The sequence below is a fragment of the Natronomonas aquatica genome (assembly GCF_024449025.1).
GTDB lineage: Archaea > Halobacteriota > Halobacteria > Halobacteriales > Haloarculaceae > Natronomonas > Natronomonas aquatica.
This window is the reverse complement of the sequence record NZ_JAHLKM010000001.1, coordinates 205,110-222,882: the sequence shown is the minus strand read 5'-3', so window position 1 is coordinate 222,882 and position 17,773 is coordinate 205,110. Positions and strand designations below refer to the sequence as shown.

Genomic DNA, 17,773 nt, shown 5'->3' with positions numbered 1-17,773 from the left:
ACGATGGCAACGGAAAAAACGGACAAACCGGACCGGTTCGACGAGGTCGACTGGACCGAACTCGCCGGCACGAGACGCCGCGATCTCTCGGTCAACTCCCTCGGGATGATCGCGACGACGCTCCCGCTCGTCGCGCTGTTCGCCTACGACTGGCGGTTCGTCGGCGAACGGGAGGCCACCTTCGGGGCCGTCGGGCTCGAGGCCGACTGGTCGGGTATCGACTTCATGTTCGTCTTCACGCTGCTTCTGTTCTGTTTCTATCTCGTCTTGCCGCTGTATCAACACCCCCGGATGACGCGGTACTACTGGCGGGAATTCAAGCGGAACCGGCCGGCGGTCGTCAGCCTCGGGTGGCTCCTCGTCGTCTTCGTCGGCGGCCTTCTCGGACCGCTCGTTTTGAACGCGCCCCAGCAGGACGTCCTCGCCGGTCACCAGCCACCGGTGTTCCTCTCGATCGATGCGGCGAACGTCGCCCAGTGTCTCGGGGAGGTACGCGGCGGGCGGTGTTACGGCACCTGGCAGTACCCGCTGGGGACCACCCGCGGCGGGAAGGGCGTCTTCAGGACGATCGTCTACGGGATGACGATCAGCACCCAGATCGCTTTCATCACGACGACGATCGTCGCCGCTATCGGCGTGTCCGTGGGGACGGCAAGCGCCTACGCCGGCGGCTGGGTCGACGAACTCCTGATGCGGTTCGTCGACATCGTGCTGTCGTTCCCGACACTTCTGATGTTCCTTTTGATCCTCTATATCTACGGCGCCGGACTGGGGATGTTCATTTTCGTCTTCTCGCTTTTCGCCTGGGGCGGGACCGCCCGGTACGTCCGCAGCAAGTCGCTGTCGGTCGCCGAGGCGGCCTACATCGACGCCAGCCGGCTCAGCGGCGCGGGCACCTACCGCGTCGTCCGGCGCCACGTCGTGCCCAACACCGCCAGCAGTATCATCACCCAACTCACGCTGCTCGTTCCGGGCTTTCTGCTCGCGGAGGCACAGCTCGCCTTCCTCGAGTTGGGTGACTCGGAGCTGCCCTCGTGGGGACAGCTCATCTCCGCGGGCCGGAGCGATCTCGCGTTCGCCCCGTGGATCGTCCTCGCGCCGGGGATCGTGCTGTTTCTCACGATCCTGGCGTTCAATTTCCTCGGCGACGCGCTGCTCGATGCGCTGGATCCACAGACGGAGGCCGAGACCGAACGATGAGCGAACACGACCGCGATCCGACACCGGACGCCGAAACCGAAACGCGAAACGACGAGCCGTTGCTCGAGATCGAGGGGCTCCGGACGACCTTCGGCACCGATTCGGGAACGCTCGTCGCCGTCGACGGGATCGACGTCACCGTCCGGGCGGGCGAGACCGTCTGTCTCGTCGGCGAGTCCGGGTCGGGCAAGACCGTCGCCGTCGAGTCGATCACCCGGCTCGTACAGTCGCCGCCGGGACGAATCGAGGGGACGGTTCGGTTCAAAGGGCAGGACCTCCTCTCGGCCGACGAGGCGACGATCCGATCGATCCGGGGCCACGAGATCGCCCACGTCTTCCAGAACCCCCAGAACGCGTTGAACCACTGTTATACGGTCGGCTGGCAGCTCGTCGAGGCGATCCGGGTCCACGAGGACGTCCCCGAGGCGGCGGCCAGAGCGCGGGCGATCGACCTCCTCGATCGGGTCGGGATCGCCAACGCCAGCTCTCGGTTCGACGATTACCCCCACGAGTTCTCCGGCGGCCAGAAACAGCGGATCATGATCGCGATGGCGCTCGTCGGCGATCCGGACCTGCTCGTGGCCGACGAGCCGACCACCGCCCTCGACGTGACGGTGCAGGCACAGATTCTCGATCTCTTCGAGGAACTCAAAACGGAGTTCGACATGGCGGTGCTTTTCGTCACGCACGATCTGGGTGTCGTCGCCGAGATCGCCGACCGGATCGTGGTGCTGTACGCCGGGAAGGTGATGGAGCGGGGAACCGTCCTGGATATCTTCGAGCGTCCCGGCCACCCCTACACCCGGGCGCTTTTGGAGTGTCTGCCGGGGCGGGGCAACGAGATCAGCGGGATCGGGGGATCGCTGCCGGAGCCGACGGCGCCGCCCGACGGCTGTCGGTTCGCCCCCCGCTGTCCGCACGCGATCGACGCGTGTCACCGGGACGGCCAGCCCCTCGAAACCGAGATCGAGCCCGGCCACTCCGTGTCGTGTGTGTTCTACCGGGAGGGGCGGGACAGTTCGGTCGTCAGCCCCGAGGGCCCGACCGGGGTGTCCTCGGACGACGCCGACGAGGAGGCGCGATCCACCGATGACTGAACGCGGCGGTCCGGCCGGATCCGGCGAACCGTTGCTCTCGGTCCGGGACCTCGAAAAGCACTACCCGATCGAGGAGGGCTTTCTCTCCAGACGGGTCGGGACGACGAGGGCCGTCGACGGGATCAGCTTCGAAATATACCCCGGCGAAACGCTCGGGCTGGTCGGCGAGTCGGGCTGTGGGAAATCGACGGCCGCGAGGTCGATCGTCCGCCTCGATGAGCCGACCGGGGGCGAGGTGATCTTCAACGGCGACGGCCGCGGGCGTGCCGAACGGAACGACGACGGGACCCACCCGAACGACGTCACCCGGTTCGATCGGGCCGAGCTGAAAGCCTTCCGCCGGGACGTCCAGATGATCTTTCAGGACCCGGCCTCGAGTTTCGATCCGCGGATGACCGTCGGCAGCGCCGTCGCCGAGTTACTTTCCGTCCACGGGATGACCGACGGGCGACGGCGCCGGGGCATCGTCGAGAACCTCTTAGAACGGGTCGGGCTCTCCGCGACGGATTACGACCGGTACCCCCACGAGTTCTCCGGCGGCCAGAAACAGCGGGTCGCGCTCGCGCGGGCGCTCGTGTTGAACCCCGATCTCGTCATCGCCGACGAGCCGGTCTCGGCGCTCGATATGTCGGTGCAGGCGGAGGTCCTCTCGTTGATCGAGGAGCTCCAGGCGACGTTCGGGCTGTCGTTGCTCTTTATCAGCCACGACATGTCCGTCATCGAGCGTATCTGCGATCGGGTCGCGGTGATGTATCTCGGTGAACTCGTCGAAGTCGGTCCCGTCGAGGAGATCTTCGCCGAGCCGCAACACCCCTACACCGAGGCGCTTCTGTCGTCCGTCCCGACCCCGGACCCGCGTGCCGAGCGCGAGCGGATCGAGCTGTCGGGCGCCGTTCCGGACCCCGCGGATCCGCCCGACGGGTGTCGCTTCCACACGCGGTGTCACCGGGTCATCCAGCCCGAGGGGATCGATCTCGAACAGCCCGTCTGGCGACGGCTGCTCGATTTCCGGGAACTGGTCGTCTCCGGGGCGATCGATATCGAATCCCTCCGGGACCGCGCCGCGACCGACGCGGCGCCCGAGGAGGGCGATCCCGTAGCCGAGGGGGCGGTGTCGGTCGCAGAACGGATCAGAGACGAGTTCGATCTCCCGAGGCGGCTGTCGGATCCGACGGCGGAACGGGCGCTCGGGGACGCCATCGGGGAACTCCTCGAGGGGGACACCGAGGCCGCCGCCGAACGACTCGCCTCGGTGATCGTGACCCCGTGTGAGACGACCGTTCCGGGGTGGACGGACCACGGAAACGGCCATCGGTCGTCGTGTCTCCGTCACCGCCCGGAGGGCCGGCCGATTGCCCCTGACCCTGCTACCGACGACCGATAGCGTCTCTCGGTCACTCGTCTCCCTCCTCGTCACAATACGGGCCGCATCCGGTCGTTATTTGAGGATCGGCGAATGATACGTGGTGTCATATGGCTTCCAACCGACTTGTCGGCGCCGTCGACACCGCCGACGCGTTTCTCCGCCGTCTCGCTCGGTCGTACGTACTCGTCGTCGTCGTCGCGCTCGTCGTCGGGCTGTCTCTCGCCCCTGTCGTGTTCTTCGCCGCCCCCTCGGAACCCACAGAGGTCGCTGTCGTCCCGGTGGCTGGCACGATCGACGGCCCGAACGAACAGCGGATAACCGCACAGCTCTCGCGGGCGCGAGACGATCCCGACATCGAGGCGGTCGTCCTGCTTTTGAACAGCGGCGGGGGAAGCGCGGCGGCCAGCGAGGAGCTCTATCTCAGCGTCAGCCGGACCGCAGAGGAGATGCCCGTCGTCGCGGCCGTCGACGCCGGCGCGCTGTCCGGGGCGTACTACGCCGCCGCCCCGAGCGACGAGATATACGCGAAGCCGGCCTCCAGCGTCGGGAGCGTCGGCGTTATCGTCCCGATGCCGCCGGACGTCGAACCGAACGACATCATCCTGACGACCGGACCCTCGAAGGCCGCCCCGGACGACACCCGGGAGTTCGCCTACCAGCGGGCGGAGATCGGCAACGCCTTCGCGAACGCCATCTACGAACACCGCGGCGAGGAACTCGAACTCGCACAGAGCGAACTCACGGAGGCGAACTCCTATACGGGGACGCGGGCGAACGAACTCGGGCTCGTCGACCGGATCGGCGGGCGAAAGCGCGCGATCACGAGGGCCGCCGAGCTGGCCGGGCTCGAGGAGTACGCCGTCACCGTCCTGCGGGGTGAGGGCACCGTCCGGTTCGTCGCCCAGGCCAACTACGTCGCCGCCGACACGCCCGACAAAGAGCTCGTCTCGCCGTCGTATCTCACGGGACAGGGAACGCCGGGCACGGGGGCGGGGAACTACCTCGCGATCCCCGCGGAATACGCGGTACCGGCGGATACGGCGGTCCGCGACGAGTCGAAGCCGGAGCCGACGACCGACGGAACCGACGGGCGGTCGGCGGGGGGTGAGACCGATGAGTGACGGGCCGCCGGAGGACACCGCCGACGAAGCGGAACCCTCGGACGCTACGGCGATCGATCGCGACCGGAACGCCGGAACGGGGACTCCCGCCGAACCGGGCCCCCCGGACGGTGCCGACGAACCCACGGACGGACCCGACGATACGGCTCCCGACGTGCGCAGTCGTCTCGTCGTCGGTGTCGTGATCGTGTTCGGCGTTCTCGCCGTCGCGGCGATCGCCGGCGCCGTCGTTCCCCCGGGCCCGACGACACAATCGATCGAGGATGCCCCCGATCCTACCGAGCCGCCGGACCCGTTCGTGAACGACGTCCGTGTCGATCGAACCGCCGCCGAGGGGGACGTGACCGTCCCGTCGAACCTCACCGTCGGCGGCGGCGCCGATCGACGCACGGTCCTGATAGAGCAGACGGGAGCGTTCGAACAGGCCGACATCAGACCGTTCGTCGCCGCGACGACGACGGCCGGCCACAAGGTTCGCTTCCGGAACGGCGGCCCCGACGCCGATAGCGACGCCGAGGACCTCGAGGATGCGCTGGCCGACGCCGACGCGTACGTCCTCGTCGCACCCCGCTCCGGGTTCGACGAGGAAGAGGTAGAGGCGATCAGGGAGTTCACCGACGACGGCGGCCGGCTGATCCTCCTCGGGAGCCCCGACCGTATCGAGGTCGCGAGGGCCGTACTCGGGACGTCCCTGCAGACGGTCCAGACCGACATGCGGACGGTCGCGGGCGAGTACGGTATCGTCTTCGGGAACCGCTATCTCTACGATACGGCCGACCACGACGCCACGTACCGGCACGTGTTCGCGGAACCGACCGCGGCGGCCTCGGAACTGGAACTCGACCGCGTCGTTCTCCCGACCGCGACCCGCGTCGAGTCGGAGGACGCGACGGTACTCCTCCGGACGCCGGGGACGACGGAACTCTCCGACGGCGGGTCCGCCGACACCTACCCCGTCGCGGTCGAGGACGGGAACGTCATGGCGGTCGGGAACGTCCGGTTCCTCTCCGAGACGAACCACAACGTCGCCGACACCGAGGAGTTCCTCGGCTACGTGGTCGAGTTCGCGCTAGGAGGTCGATAGCGCCGTCCCGTCCCGGCCTCAGAGCCCCTCGATGGACCGGAGCCGGACCTCGACGGACGGCGGCGCGGCGCTCGGTCCGTCGGTGACCCGGTGGTCGGGAATGAAAAGCGGCGCGGAGTTCTCCGAGAGCGCCGTCCGAACCAGGCGGCGATCGGCCTCCGTCTCGGGGTCGAGACCGGCCGTCATCCGCGTGAGCGCCTCGACGGTGATCTCTTCGCCGTACGGGACGGTCCGGAGGGTTTCAAGGATCTCCCGGCGGTCGGTCGGCATCGTCATCGCGACGTCGACGTCCTCGAAGTCCTCTGCCGTTCCTTCGAGGTACGCGTCCATCCGGTCCAGGAGTGGGTGGTCCGTCCCCGCCTCCGGGTCGGCCGTCTCTGGGAACGAAACCGACAGGACGCGACCGCCGGCGGCACCGAACTGGACGTACCGCTCCAGATACGACGACTCGCGGGCGTAGATCCCCGCTTCGGGCTGGGCGTTCATGCCGGTCCTTCGGCGGGCGGCGGCTTGAAGATACGGCATCCCCTGCCGTTCGTGTGGGTCAATAACATGGGCGGATCGACAGCGACGGGTCTTTTGGCGACGATGTCTCACGTCCGGTATGGATCTCACCGAGCGCCCCAGACGCCTCCGAACCGACGGCGTCCGCGGGCTGGTCAGCGAGACCGACGTGCGTGCGGACGATCTCATCGCGCCGATCTTCATCGACGCGACCGCCGACGAACGGGCCGAAATCGAATCGATGCCTCGCCACGAACGCGTACCGGTCGAGGAAAGCGTCGCCCGCGTCCGCGAGATCACCGACACCGGCGTCGAGGCCGTGATGGTGTTCGGGATCCCCGAGTCGAAGGACGCCGAGGGGAGCCGTGCATGGGCCGAGGACGGCGCCGTCCAGCGGGCGGTCCGCCGGATCACTGCCGAGACGGACGTCTACGTCGCGACCGACGTCTGTCTCTGTGAGTACACCGACCACGGCCACTGTGGGATCGTCGAGGAGAACGCGGCGACGGATCCGGAGCTGACCGTCCGCAACGACGCGACGCTGGATCGACTTCGGCGGATCGCCGTCTCCCACGCCGACGCCGGGGCCGACATGCTCGCCCCCTCGGGCATGATAGACGGGATGGTCGGCGCGATCCGGGACGCCCTCGACGGGGCCGGCTACGAGGACCGATCGATCATGTCCTACGCGGCGAAGTACAATTCGGCCTTTTATGGGCCTTTCCGCGACGCTGCCGACGGGGCGCCGGCGTTCGGCGACCGCCGCCACTACCAGATGGATCCCGCCAACGCCCGGGAGGCGGTCCGGGAGGTCCGCCTCGACGTCGAGCAGGGCGCCGACGTGTTGATCGTCAAACCTGCCCTGGCGTATCTCGATATCGTCTCGACGCTTCGGGCGGAGTTCGATCACCCGATCGCCGCCTACAACGTCTCCGGGGAGTACGCGATGCTGCAGGCTGCCGCCGGGAACGGGTGGCTCTCGCTCGAGGAGGCCGCCTACGAGTCGCTTCTGTCGATCAAACGGGCCGGTGCGGATCTAATCTTGACGTACTTCGCCGAGGACATCGCCGACAGGCTCTAGTTCGGCTCCGATCGCCGACCGTCGACCGCGCGCGAGCCGAACTCCCGGCCGAACGGTCGGGAATGCTCCGTTCTGGGGTAACAAACGTCCAAGAATAGACTGTATAGTCTGTCTATTTCCGGACGGTTTACGTCCTTATATTGCTATTATTATCCCCTATATCAGACGGTCGTTCACTTAGGAAGTAAGAAAAACGCCAATGTAAACTCCAAGATTTATATAGGTCTGTTCCATGAGGATATCACGTAATGCAAGCTACGAACGTAGCGGAAAAACTCGAAAGTATGGACGTTCATGAAAATACTTGCGGTAGTGTAACCGAGGTGGAAAGATGATCGAGGCGATCCCGATGCAGGCCAGCGCCGAAGCGATGGAGGCCGCGATCAACGAAACGTGGATCCTGACGGTGACGTTCCTCATTTTCTTCATGCACGCCGGCTTCGCGATGCTGGAAGCGGGGCAGGTGCGCTCGAAGAACGTCGCGAACCAGCTGACGAAGAACATGCTGACGTGGTCGGTCGGTGTCACGGTGTTTTTCGTCATCGGCACCGGATTCGAGAGTCTGATGAGCGGCGCCGGCTTTTCGCCGGCTGCCGGCGCGGGCGGGTACGTCGGCTGGTTGTACGGGGCTGTCTTCGCGATGACTGCGGCGACGATCGTCTCGGGGGCCGTCGCCGGACGCGCGAAGCTCCGTGCGTACATCGCCTACACGTTCCTTCTGGCGGCCGTGATCTACCCGATGATTACGGCGTTCACCTGGGCGGCACCCGAAACCGGGCTCGTCGAACAGCTCGTCGGCGCCCCGTTCGCTGACTTCGCCGGCGGGATGATCGTCCACGGTATGGGCGGAATCGCCGGACTCACCGCCGCGGCCATCCTAGGACCGCGGATGGATCGGTACGACGGCGACGGCTCGGTGAACATCATCCCCGGCCACTCGATGACGTTCGCGGTGCTGGGAACGCTCATGCTCTGCTTCGGCTGGTACGGGTTCAACGTCGGTACTGCGGGTGCCTTCGACACCGGCGGCGCCGGTGCGAACACGCTCGGTCAGGTCGCAATGACCACGACGGTCGCCATGGGCATGGGCGCGGTCGGCTCCGCCGCCGTCTCGCTTTTCAGATCCGGCAAGGTCGACACCCTCTACACCGCCAACGGGATGCTCGCCGGACTGGCCGCGATCACGGCGATCCCGAACACGACCACCTGGTGGGGCGCGTTCGTCGTCGGCATCCTTGCGGGCGCACAGTTGCCGATCGTTTTCAGCTTCGTTTCGAACCAGCTCAAGATCGACGACGTCTGTGCGGTCTTTCCCGTTCACGGTAGCGCGGGCGTACTCGGTGCGCTCCTGATGCCGTTCGTCGCGCTGCCCGGCACCGTCGATTCGATCGCCACCCAGTTCATCGCTCAGTTGGTCGGCGTCGTTATCATCGGCGGGTGGACGATCACTGCGACCGCCATCGTCTGGTACGTGTTCAAGGCCATTGGACAGGCCCGCGTCTCCCCCGAACACGAGCAGGACGGCCTCGATGTCTCCGAACACGGCGTCGACACCTACCCCGAGTTCGGTGGTCGCGACTCGCTGGCGACCGACGGCGGCCCGGAAGCCTCCGAGGACGTCATCCGGACCGACGGCGGCTACACGGAGCCGTCCGACGACCGCATCCGGACCGACGGCGGTCAGCCCGAAGACGATATCAAACTGGTCATGGCCTTCATCCGCCCGGACCAGCTCTCGGACGTCAAGGAGGGGCTCGCGGAGATCGGCGCGCCCTCGCTTACGGTCACGAACGTCTCCGGGCGGGGATCCCAGCCCGCAAAGACCGGCCAGTGGCGCGGCGAGGAGTACAGCGTCGACCTCCATCAGAAGGTCAAAGTCGAGTGTGTCGTCAACGACATCCCCGCGGCGGACGTCGCCGAGGCGATAAGCGACGCCGCAAAGACCGGCGAACCCGGTGACGGTAAGGTGTTCGTCCTCCCGGTCGAGGAGGCTTACCAAATCCGGACCGGCGAGGTCGGTCCCGACGCGGTCTGACCGTGTCGATGACGAAGTCGCTGGACGAACAGCTCGTCGCGGCGCTGTGCCGAAACGGTCGCGCCGACGTCCGCGATCTCGCGGCGGCGACCGACGCGGCGCCGACGGCCGTCCAGAAACGCCTGGCGGCGCTGGAGGAACGCGGGACGATCGAGGGATACGCCGCGACGATCGACTACAGCCAGTTCGGCTACGAGACGGTGATCTTCCGGCTCGTGGTCGAACTCGGCACGATCGACGAGGTAACCGCCCGGCTCCGCGAGCAGCCGTCGTTCGTCACGGTCTATCAGATGAGCGACACAGACACCGTGTTCGCGGTCGGGAAGTTCGGCACCGAGGCGGCGATGACGAGCTGTCTCTGTGGCCTCCACGACGACACCGACATCCGTCGTGTCGAGACCGACCGCGTTCGATCGGTGCAACTCGAAGGCGGCTCGCCGATCGTCGACGGGTGAGACGGACGGGTGGGGATGGCCCTCGAACGTTTCGGGGTGGCGGATACGTTTTTACTATCCCGGCCTCGGCCCGACGGGCCGACCACCGTTTCGGAAGAAACATGACGGGGGTCCGGGGGGACCCCCACGGAGGAACCGACGGTTGCCAGCCGTTCCGGTTCGCTTTCTGCGGTGCTGTGCCGATAGCCGCGAGCGCTCGCGGCGAATACGTCTCGGTCTTTCGTTATCAAAAATCGGCCGAACGGCGCAATAATGTCCATCGACTGCCCGAACACTCACTGTCTGTCCGATACTCTGTCCTAAAACAATGCGAACGTACCATCCCCCGCCGATCGATCCTCCACGACGGACGATAACGCCTTTCCCGTCAGGGAGAATACGGTCGGACATGAACCACGAAGCCTCACGGTCGCTGTACGATCGGGCGCTTTCGGTCATGCCCGGCGGCGTCAACTCGTCGGTCCGGGCGGCTCCCCAGCCGTACCCGATCTTCGTCGATCACGGCGACGGCGGCCACGTCGTCGACGCCGACGGCAACCGGTACATCGATTGGATCCAGGGGCTCGGCCCCCTGCTTTTGGGCCACGACATGCCGGAGAAACTGCAGGCGGCGATCCAATCTCGGGCCGCCGAAGGGCCGATGTACGGGATGCCCAGCGAAATCGAGGTCGAACACGCCGAGTTCGTCTGCCGGCACGTCCCTGGGGTGGAGATGATCCGGTTTGTCAACAGCGGGACGGAGGCGACGGTGTCGGCCTGCCGGCTCGCGCGGGCGGTCACCGGTCGGGACAAGATCGTCATCATGCAGGGCGGCTACCACGGCGCCCAGGAGTCGACGCTCGTCGAGGGCGACGCCGACGGGACGGAACCGTCGAGCCCGGGCGTCCCGCAGGCCTTCGCGGAAAACACCGTTCCGGTCCCGTTCAACGACCCCGAGGCCGCCGAGGCCGCTTTCGAGAAACACGGCGAGGACATCGCCGCCGTCCTCGTCGAACCGGTCCAGGCGAACATGGGCATCGTCTATCCGGTCGACGGCTACCACGGGATGCTTCGGAACCTCTGTGATGAGCACGGCTCGCTTTTGATCTTCGATGAGGTCATCACCGGGTTCCGCGTCGGCGGGCTGGGCTGTGCTCAAAGCGAGTTCGACGTCGACCCCGACCTCACGACCTTCGGCAAGATCATCGGCGGCGGCTTCCCGGTCGGCGCGATCGGCGGCAAGACCGAGTATATCGAGCAGTTCACGCCGTCCGGCGACGTCTTCCAGGCCGGGACCTTCTCCGGGAATCCGGTGACGATGGCCGCCGGCCTCGAGACGCTGAGGTTCTGTGCCGAAAACGACGTCTACGAGCACGTCAACGGGCTGGGGCGACAGCTCCGTGAGGGGCTTTCGGAGATCGTCGCCGACTACGCCCCCGAGTACACCGTCGTCGGTTCGGATTCGTTTTTCAAGCTCGTCTTCACGCGGTGCGACGGGGAGCCGCAGGGGGAGTCCTGTCGGAACGGCTGCCGGCAGGATCCGGACTGCGACCGCTACGGGGGCTGTCCCAAGCGGGGGACCGATATCTACCGCGCCGAGACCGACCGGTACGCGCGGCTGTTCCGGCCCGCGATGCGCGAACAGGGAATCTTGGTCTCACAGAACCAGTTCGAGTCGAACTTCGTCTCCTACGGCCACACCGAGGCCGACGTCGAGGAGACGCTGGAGGCCTACAAGGAAGCGCTTTGATTTTCCTTCCTGTGATCGAGGGAACGAACGTCCCTCTCCTCACTCACCGTCCGGCGAACTGACGCCGTGTTCGAGGGTCCCGATCCCCTCGATTTCGATCTCGACCGTATCGCCACCGGAGAGCTCCCCGGTTCCCGACGGCGTTCCGGTCGCGATCACGTCGCCGGGTTCGAGCGTGAGATAGGCCGTGATCTCCTCGATCAGTTCGGGGACGGAAAACGCCAGCTCGTCGATCGAGGCGGCCTGTCTCCGCTCGCCGTTCAAAAACAGCTCGATCGAGGCGTCCTCGGGCACCTCCTCGGGGGTCGCGACCGCCGGTCCCAGCGGCGCGCTGCCGTCGAAGGCCTCGGTCCGCACCCAGTTCCGTTCGAGGTCGGCGTCGTCGCGGTTCGTGACGTCGTTCATGCAGGTGTATCCGTGGACGACGTTCTCGGCGTCGGCCGCATCGACGTTCCGGCACTGTTCGCCGATCACGACCGCCAGCTCCCCCTCGTAGGTGATCTCCTCTTTTCGCGGCAACAGCTCGATCGTCGCGCCGTGGGGGGCGACCGCGTTCGGGGTCTTGAAGAAAAGCGACGGCCGCTCGGGGATCTCCTCGTCGACCTCGTCCGCGTGGGCCGGATAGTTGAACCCCACACACACGATCTTCGAGGGCTCACAGGGTGCGAGCAACTCGATTTCGGGATCGTCGATATCGTAGCTTCGCCCCGCCGCTTCGAGCCGGCTGTCCCCGTATATGCCTCTTCTGACCGTCCCCGCCGGATCGCGGAACCGAACGTAGCGCATGGCGTGTAGGGTGACGGGGGAGCAAAAAAGTCTGCCGGGACCGGGCTGGAACGGGGACCGACGGGGCCGGACTAGCTCCCGTAGGTCTCCTCGAGGTACTCGACGATGTCGTCCGACTCGGGCATGCCGTCGACGCTGTGGTCCTCGTCGATGATGACGGGCACGCCCGTCTGGCCGCTTACTTCCTTCACTTCGGTCCGTTCGCCGTGCGATCGCGGCACCTCGATGCTGTCGTACTCGAGGCCGAGTTCGTCCAGCTTGTCGATTACCTTCGCACAGTACGGACAGCCGGGAAGTTCATAGAGGGTGATGTTTGCCATCGACGAGCCGTAGGCGACGGAGCCTAAAGAACACGACGCTATCGTGTCCGGCCGGCGTCAATCCGCCGCGATCGGGTCGACGTCCGCCGGCGCGTAGACGTCACCGAGGTCGGCTGCGGTCGGTGCTTTGACGATCGTGACAGCGTTTTCGTCCCGTTCGATCCGGACGGCGCCCTCGAAAGGAGTTCCGACCCCGTCGAACGTCCAGACGGTCCCGCCCTCGAGGGCCCGTCGCTTTCCGTCCCAGTGTGCGGCCACCGCTCCGTACCCCTCGGCGAAGGCCGTCGCGTTCGCTTCGTCGACGAACGTCACGTTCCAGACGTAGGCCGTCTCGTTGCCGCGCTCGTAGGCATGTAGCCGGTCGGCGTACCAGCCTTCGGCGTACTCGACGTCGTAGCTGTAGGGCTGTTCGGAATCGAGCCCGTCGGGGCCCTGGTTGCGGAAGGCGTCGCGGTCGACGACGCCCGGCGAGTCGCCGGCGTAGGCGGTGTAGGCGAACATCGTCGCGAGGCCGGCCTCGCCGACCGTCGCCGCGTCGGGTCCGTCCTCGACGGTGACCCGCTCCCACGCCGGAGCGTTTCGGTCCTCGACGGTCGCCTCCCCGTAGGCGTCCTGCCGGTATGTTTCGGGGTGGATGAGTTCGGCGCTGGCGGTTGGGGGGTCGCCGTGGATCGAATCGACGGTCGTCCATCCGCCGCGGTCGCGGTGGTACTCGACGAAGCTCGGCCCCTCCGCGTAGGGGAAAAATCCGAGGAAGTACACGCCCCAGTGGAAGTCCTCGGGGAGCCCGCCGGTCGCGGTGTCGACCTCGATGCACTCCCAGGCGCCGGTCTCGCAGTTTCGCTCGTAAGCCTGCTCGACGACGGTGGCGTCGCCCTCGATCAGCCCGCTGTTTGCGTTGATCGAATCGAGCGTCGAGCCCTCGGCCGAGAGCCCGAAGTGCTGGTCCTGGAGGACGTGTACCAGCTCGTGGGCCAGCGTCAGTTCGTCGTCCAGCGTCGCCGGGTCGTTTCGGCTGACGATCACGAGCCGCTTTTCATTCGGCTGGTAGAAGCCGAGGACGACCCCGCCGCGGTTGTTCCGGCGGACGTCGACGACGTCCTCGTCGGGGCCGACGAGAAACAGCGCCTCGTGTTGGACGTTATCGAGCCGCCGTCGGTCCTCCGTGGGTTCCGTCCAGACGTCGCCGTACTCCTCGCGGAACGTCTCTTTGTCCACGATTTCGACGTCGACGTCCGTCTCGAACCGGAGCCCGCGCAACAGCTGTATCCGGGCCATCGCCCGCGAGACGACGGCTTCCGTCTCGTCGGCCGAGAGCCCGTCCTCGGCGTCGATATCGATAGACTCGTTGTACCGGTAGCCGTCGTAGTAGCCCAGCGAGACGTCGTCGGTCGGCGAGGGGCCGGCTGCGCCGGAGGGCTGATAGCCGACGGTACAGCCGGCCAGCGCGAGGACGACGGCGAGCGCCAGCACCGCGGCGGGCCGTCGAGTCATTACTCCCTGTCGGGGCTGCATCGACAAAAGGATACGGCAGCCGGTCGCCGTCCCACCGGCGCAAACGGTTTGCCGATCACGACCGAACCGGTCGGTATGAACCTCGATCCGGACGAGACCGCGGTCGTGGTCGTCGACATGCAGAACGGCTTCTGTCACCCCGACGGCTCGCTGTACGCCCCCGAGAGCGAGGCTGCGATCGAACCGTGCGCCGACCTCCTCGAGGACGCCCGCGCGGCCGGCGCGTCGGTCGTCTTCACCCGCGACGTCCACCCGCCCGAACAGTTCGAGGACGCCCACTACTACGACGAGTTCGATCGGTGGGGCGAACACGTCCTCGAGGGCTCGTGGGAGGCCGAACTAATCGAGGAACTCAGGCCCCGCGAGTCGGAGCTCGTCGTCGTCAAACACACCTACGACGCTTTCTACCGGACCGAACTCGAGGGATACCTCGAGAGCCACGGCATCCGTGATCTCGTGATCTGTGGAACGCTGGCGAACGTCTGTGTCCTCCATACCGCCGGCTCGGCCGGCTTGCGGGATTACCGGCCGATACTCGCCGAGGACGCCGTCGGGGCGATCGAGGAGGACCACCGCGAGTACGCCCTCGATCACGCCGGGTGGCTCTTCGGGGAGGTCGAACCGCGTTCGGCGATCGAGTTCGTGTCGGGGTAGGCCGCTTTCCCTCCTCCCTGTTTCCCCGCCGTGTTTCCCCGCGTTTAAGTCTGCCCGCCGAGAATCGAACGTATGGACGATCGAACGTACACGGCAGACGCGACGCCGGACGAGACGGTCACCGTCGCCGGCTGGGTCCACGAGATCCGCGATCTCGGTGGCATCGCCTTCCTCATCCTGCGCGATAAGACCGGGCGTATCCAGATCAAATTCGAGAAAGAGGAGATGGACGACGAGCTCGTCGAGACCGGCCTCGACGCGCCCCGGGAATCCGTCGTTTCGGTGACCGGGGCGGTCGAAGAGGAGCCCCGGGCCCCGACGGGTGTGGAGGTCACCCCCGATTCGGTCGAGGTGCTCTCGGCCGCCGACACCGAACTCCCTCTGGATCCGACCGGGAAGGTCGAGGCCGAACTCCCGACGCGGCTCGACAACCGGACCCTCGATCTCCGCCGGGAGGCCGGCCAGGCGATCTTCGAGATCCGAAGCGAGATGCAACGGGCGGCCCGGGAGGCGTTCCGGGCGGTCGACGCGACCGAGATCAACACCCCGAAGATCGTTGCGACCGGCACCGAGGGCGGGACGGAACTGTTCCCGATCACCTACTTCGGGCGGGAGGCATTCATGAACCAGAGCCCCCAGCTTTTCAAACAGCTCGTGGCGGGCTCGAACGTCGAGCGCGTCTTCGAGATCGGCCCGATCTTCCGCGCCGAGGAGCACAACACGCCCCGGCACCTCAACGAGGCGACCTCGATCGACTTCGAGGGGGCCTTCTGTGATCACCACGAGGCGATGGACGTCTGTGAGTCGGTCGTCGTCGCCGCCTACGAGGGCGTCGCCGAGAACTGCACCGAGGAACTCGGGGCGCTGGATCTCGCCGAGGACTTCTCGGTTCCGGAGACCCCGTTCCCGCGGCTCACCTACGAGGAGGCGATCGAACGGATCAACGCGACCGGCGCACTCGACGAACAGCTCGTGTGGGGCGACGACCTGCCGACCGAGGGCGAGAAGGCCCTCGGCGACGACGTCGGCGGCCACTACTTCATCACCGACTGGCCCGCCGACATCAAGCCCTTCTACATCATGGATCACGACGACGACGAGACGCTCTCGACGGGCTTCGATCTGATGCACCCCCGGATGGAACTGGTCTCGGGCGGTCAGCGCGAACACCGCCGCGAGCAGCTCATCGAGGGTTTCGAGGCGCAAGGACTCGACCCCGAGGCCTTCGAGTACTACACGAAGATCTTCAGATACGGGATGCCGCCCCACGCCGGCTGGGCCATCGGCGGCGAGCGACTGCTCATGACGATGCTCGAGTTGGACAACATCCGCGAGGCGGTGTTGTTCCCGCGCGACCGGCAACGGCTTTCGCCGTGACGGCCGCGCCTTTTTAAACCGGATCCGACGCGTTCGGTAGCGTCGGTCCCAGTTCGTCGGCGATCTCGAACAGCCGGTTGTACTTCACGAGCCGTTCCGAGCGGGCCAGCGAGCCGACCTTCAGCTGGCCGGCGCCGCGGGCGACCGCCAGATCGGCCATCGTCGAATCACACGTCTCGCCGGAGCGGGCGGAGACGACCGGCGACAGCCCGGCTTCCTGGGCCCGCTCTATGACCCCGAGCGTCCGGGTGATCGTCCCCGCCTGGTTCATCTTGACGAGTACCGCGCTCGCCGCGCCGGACTCGATCGCCCGGCCGAGCCGGTCGCGGTCGGTCACGAGGAAGTCGTCGCCGAGCAACTGGACGCCGTCCAGCCGACCGGCGAGCTTTCGCCATCCCGCCCAGTCGTCCTCGAAGAGCGGGTCCTCGATCGAGACGATCGGATAGCTCTCGGTCCACCCGAGGACCCGGTCGATCATCCCCTCCCGGTCGAGCGAGACGCCGTCGGTCTCGAGGCGGTACCGTTCGGCGTCCTCGTCGTAGAAGTGCGTCGCCGCCACGTCGACCGCGAAGGCGACGTCGTCGGTCGCCGGCTCGAACCCTGCATCGAGGATCCCCGCCCGGAGCAACTCGAAGGCCTCCTCGATCCCCTCCATCGGCGGCGAGAACCCCCCCTCGTCGGCGACGAGCGGCCTGACGCCGCGTTCCTCGATCCGGTCTCTGACGGCCCGCCGGACGGTCCAGACGGTCTCGATCGCCTCCTCGTAGGTGTCTGCACCCCTCGGAACGACGAGAAAATCCTGGATCTCGACGCCCCCGTGGGCGTGGAGGCCGCCGCTCAGTATATTCACCATCGGTCGCGGGATCGCCCCCGGCTCCTCCGGTGCGAGGTATGTGTAAAGCGGTTCGTCGCGAACCGCGGCCGCGGTGCGGGCGACGGCGCCCGACACCCCGAGGACGGCGTTCGCGCCGAGCCGCGAGAGGTCCTCGGTCCCGTCGGCTTCGAGTAACGCCTCGTCGATCGCCGCCTGCTCGGTCACGTTCCGGCCGACGACGGCCGGTTCGAGTTCCGCCTCGACCGCCTCGACCGCCTCGGTGACACCCAGCCCACCGAACCGGTCGCCCCCGTCGCGGACCTCGACCGCCTCGTGGCTTCCCGTGCTCGCTCCGGCGGGGACGGTGAACGTTCCCGACCCGTCCGGCGTGTGGACCCGGGCCCGGACTGTCGGGTTCCCGCGTGAGTCCAGCACTTCCCAGGCGTCGATCGCTTCGATCGTCGTCATGGGAGTTCCCTCGGGCAGTGGTCTGTTAAATGGTCTGCTCTCCCATCGTTCGGCGTCCGTGGAATCGACCGGCCCTCGGCTGCCGTACCGAATCGCAGCGAACTGCCTGCAGGCCAACGTCGCGTCCGCGCCCCCGAAACCACGTGAACCGCCTCGAGCCCGGACCA

At 66.8% G+C, this 17,773-nt stretch carries 16 protein-coding genes; 11 read left to right on the top strand and 5 right to left on the bottom strand.

Going from position 1 to position 17,773, the window contains the following annotated elements; genetic code table 11:
- The first annotated feature begins 3 nt into the window (after nt 1–3).
- From KM295_RS01235 to KM295_RS01215, 5 genes are all read left to right on the top strand, one after another.
- Nucleotides 4–1,200 carry an ABC transporter permease gene (locus KM295_RS01235; protein WP_256028044.1) on the top strand — a complete coding sequence of 399 codons (1,197 nt, stop codon included), beginning with the start codon at nt 4–6 and terminating at the stop codon, nt 1,198–1,200.
- Nucleotides 1,197–2,297, top strand: a complete 1,101-nt coding sequence (locus KM295_RS01230; RefSeq protein WP_256028043.1) for an ABC transporter ATP-binding protein — start codon at nt 1,197–1,199, stop codon at nt 2,295–2,297. Before KM295_RS01235 ends, KM295_RS01230 begins: the two co-directional genes overlap by 4 nt.
- A complete protein-coding gene (locus tag KM295_RS01225; RefSeq protein WP_256028042.1) occupies nt 2,290–3,681 on the top strand; it encodes an ABC transporter ATP-binding protein in 1,392 nt (463 codons plus the stop codon). Before KM295_RS01230 ends, KM295_RS01225 begins: the two co-directional genes overlap by 8 nt.
- A gap of 89 nt (nt 3,682–3,770) precedes the next feature.
- A complete protein-coding gene (locus KM295_RS01220) occupies nt 3,771–4,784 on the top strand; it encodes a S49 family peptidase (protein WP_256028041.1) in 1,014 nt (337 codons plus the stop codon).
- On the top strand, nt 4,777–5,868 hold the full coding sequence (locus KM295_RS01215; protein ID WP_256028040.1) for a DUF4350 domain-containing protein: 1,092 nt from the start codon (nt 4,777–4,779) through the stop codon (nt 5,866–5,868). Before KM295_RS01220 ends, KM295_RS01215 begins: the two co-directional genes overlap by 8 nt.
- An 18-nt stretch (nt 5,869–5,886) precedes the next feature.
- Here the strand turns inward: KM295_RS01215 and KM295_RS01210 are convergent, their stop codons facing one another.
- Nucleotides 5,887–6,354 (bottom strand): MGMT family protein, encoded by a 468-nt coding sequence (locus KM295_RS01210; RefSeq protein ID WP_256028039.1) that lies wholly within the window; start codon nt 6,352–6,354, stop codon nt 5,887–5,889.
- Nucleotides 6,355–6,472: 118 nt separating this feature from the next.
- On the opposite strand from KM295_RS01210, the gene hemB reads away from it, so the two are divergent.
- The 4 genes from hemB (at nt 6,473) to hemL (ending at nt 11,672) form a co-directional block, all read left to right on the top strand.
- Complete coding sequence (gene hemB / locus KM295_RS01205) at nt 6,473–7,453, top strand: porphobilinogen synthase (RefSeq protein ID WP_256028038.1); 981 nt, start codon at nt 6,473–6,475, stop codon at nt 7,451–7,453.
- Between the two features lie 331 nt (nt 7,454–7,784).
- Complete coding sequence (locus tag KM295_RS01200; RefSeq protein WP_256028037.1) at nt 7,785–9,488, top strand: ammonium transporter; 1,704 nt, start codon at nt 7,785–7,787, stop codon at nt 9,486–9,488.
- 8 nt (nt 9,489–9,496) lie between these two features.
- Nucleotides 9,497–9,943: an Lrp/AsnC family transcriptional regulator gene (locus tag KM295_RS01195; RefSeq protein WP_256028036.1), complete on the top strand. Its 447-nt coding sequence runs from the start codon at nt 9,497–9,499 to the stop codon at nt 9,941–9,943.
- A 388-nt stretch (nt 9,944–10,331) separates the two neighbouring features.
- The gene (gene hemL, locus KM295_RS01190) at nt 10,332–11,672 is read left to right on the top strand and encodes a glutamate-1-semialdehyde 2,1-aminomutase (RefSeq protein WP_256028035.1); all 1,341 of its coding nucleotides are present in this window, start codon (nt 10,332–10,334) and stop codon (nt 11,670–11,672) included.
- Between the two features lie 39 nt (nt 11,673–11,711).
- Here the strand turns inward: hemL and KM295_RS01185 are convergent, their stop codons facing one another.
- The 3 genes from KM295_RS01185 to KM295_RS01175 form a co-directional block, all read right to left on the bottom strand.
- Nucleotides 11,712–12,458, bottom strand: a complete 747-nt coding sequence (locus tag KM295_RS01185) for a fumarylacetoacetate hydrolase family protein (RefSeq protein WP_256028034.1) — start codon at nt 12,456–12,458, stop codon at nt 11,712–11,714.
- A gap of 71 nt (nt 12,459–12,529) precedes the next feature.
- Complete coding sequence (locus KM295_RS01180) at nt 12,530–12,778, bottom strand: glutaredoxin family protein (protein WP_256028033.1); 249 nt, start codon at nt 12,776–12,778, stop codon at nt 12,530–12,532.
- A 57-nt stretch (nt 12,779–12,835) separates the two neighbouring features.
- Entirely contained in the window at nt 12,836–14,272 is a 1,437-nt protein-coding gene (locus KM295_RS01175) for an Hvo_1808 family surface protein (RefSeq protein WP_256028032.1), read from the bottom strand.
- Nucleotides 14,273–14,368: 96 nt separating this feature from the next.
- Between KM295_RS01175 and KM295_RS01170 the strand changes: the two genes are divergently transcribed.
- Together KM295_RS01170 and aspS are read left to right on the top strand one after the other, a co-directional pair.
- Nucleotides 14,369–14,947: a cysteine hydrolase family protein gene (locus KM295_RS01170; protein ID WP_256028031.1), complete on the top strand. Its 579-nt coding sequence runs from the start codon at nt 14,369–14,371 to the stop codon at nt 14,945–14,947.
- A gap of 72 nt (nt 14,948–15,019) precedes the next feature.
- On the top strand, nt 15,020–16,324 hold the full coding sequence (gene aspS / locus KM295_RS01165; RefSeq protein ID WP_256028030.1) for an aspartate--tRNA(Asn) ligase: 1,305 nt from the start codon (nt 15,020–15,022) through the stop codon (nt 16,322–16,324).
- A 13-nt stretch (nt 16,325–16,337) separates the two neighbouring features.
- Here the strand turns inward: aspS and eno are convergent, their stop codons facing one another.
- Nucleotides 16,338–17,606: a phosphopyruvate hydratase gene (gene eno, locus KM295_RS01160; RefSeq protein WP_256028029.1), complete on the bottom strand. Its 1,269-nt coding sequence runs from the start codon at nt 17,604–17,606 to the stop codon at nt 16,338–16,340.
- Between the last annotated feature and the right edge of the window lie 167 nt (nt 17,607–17,773).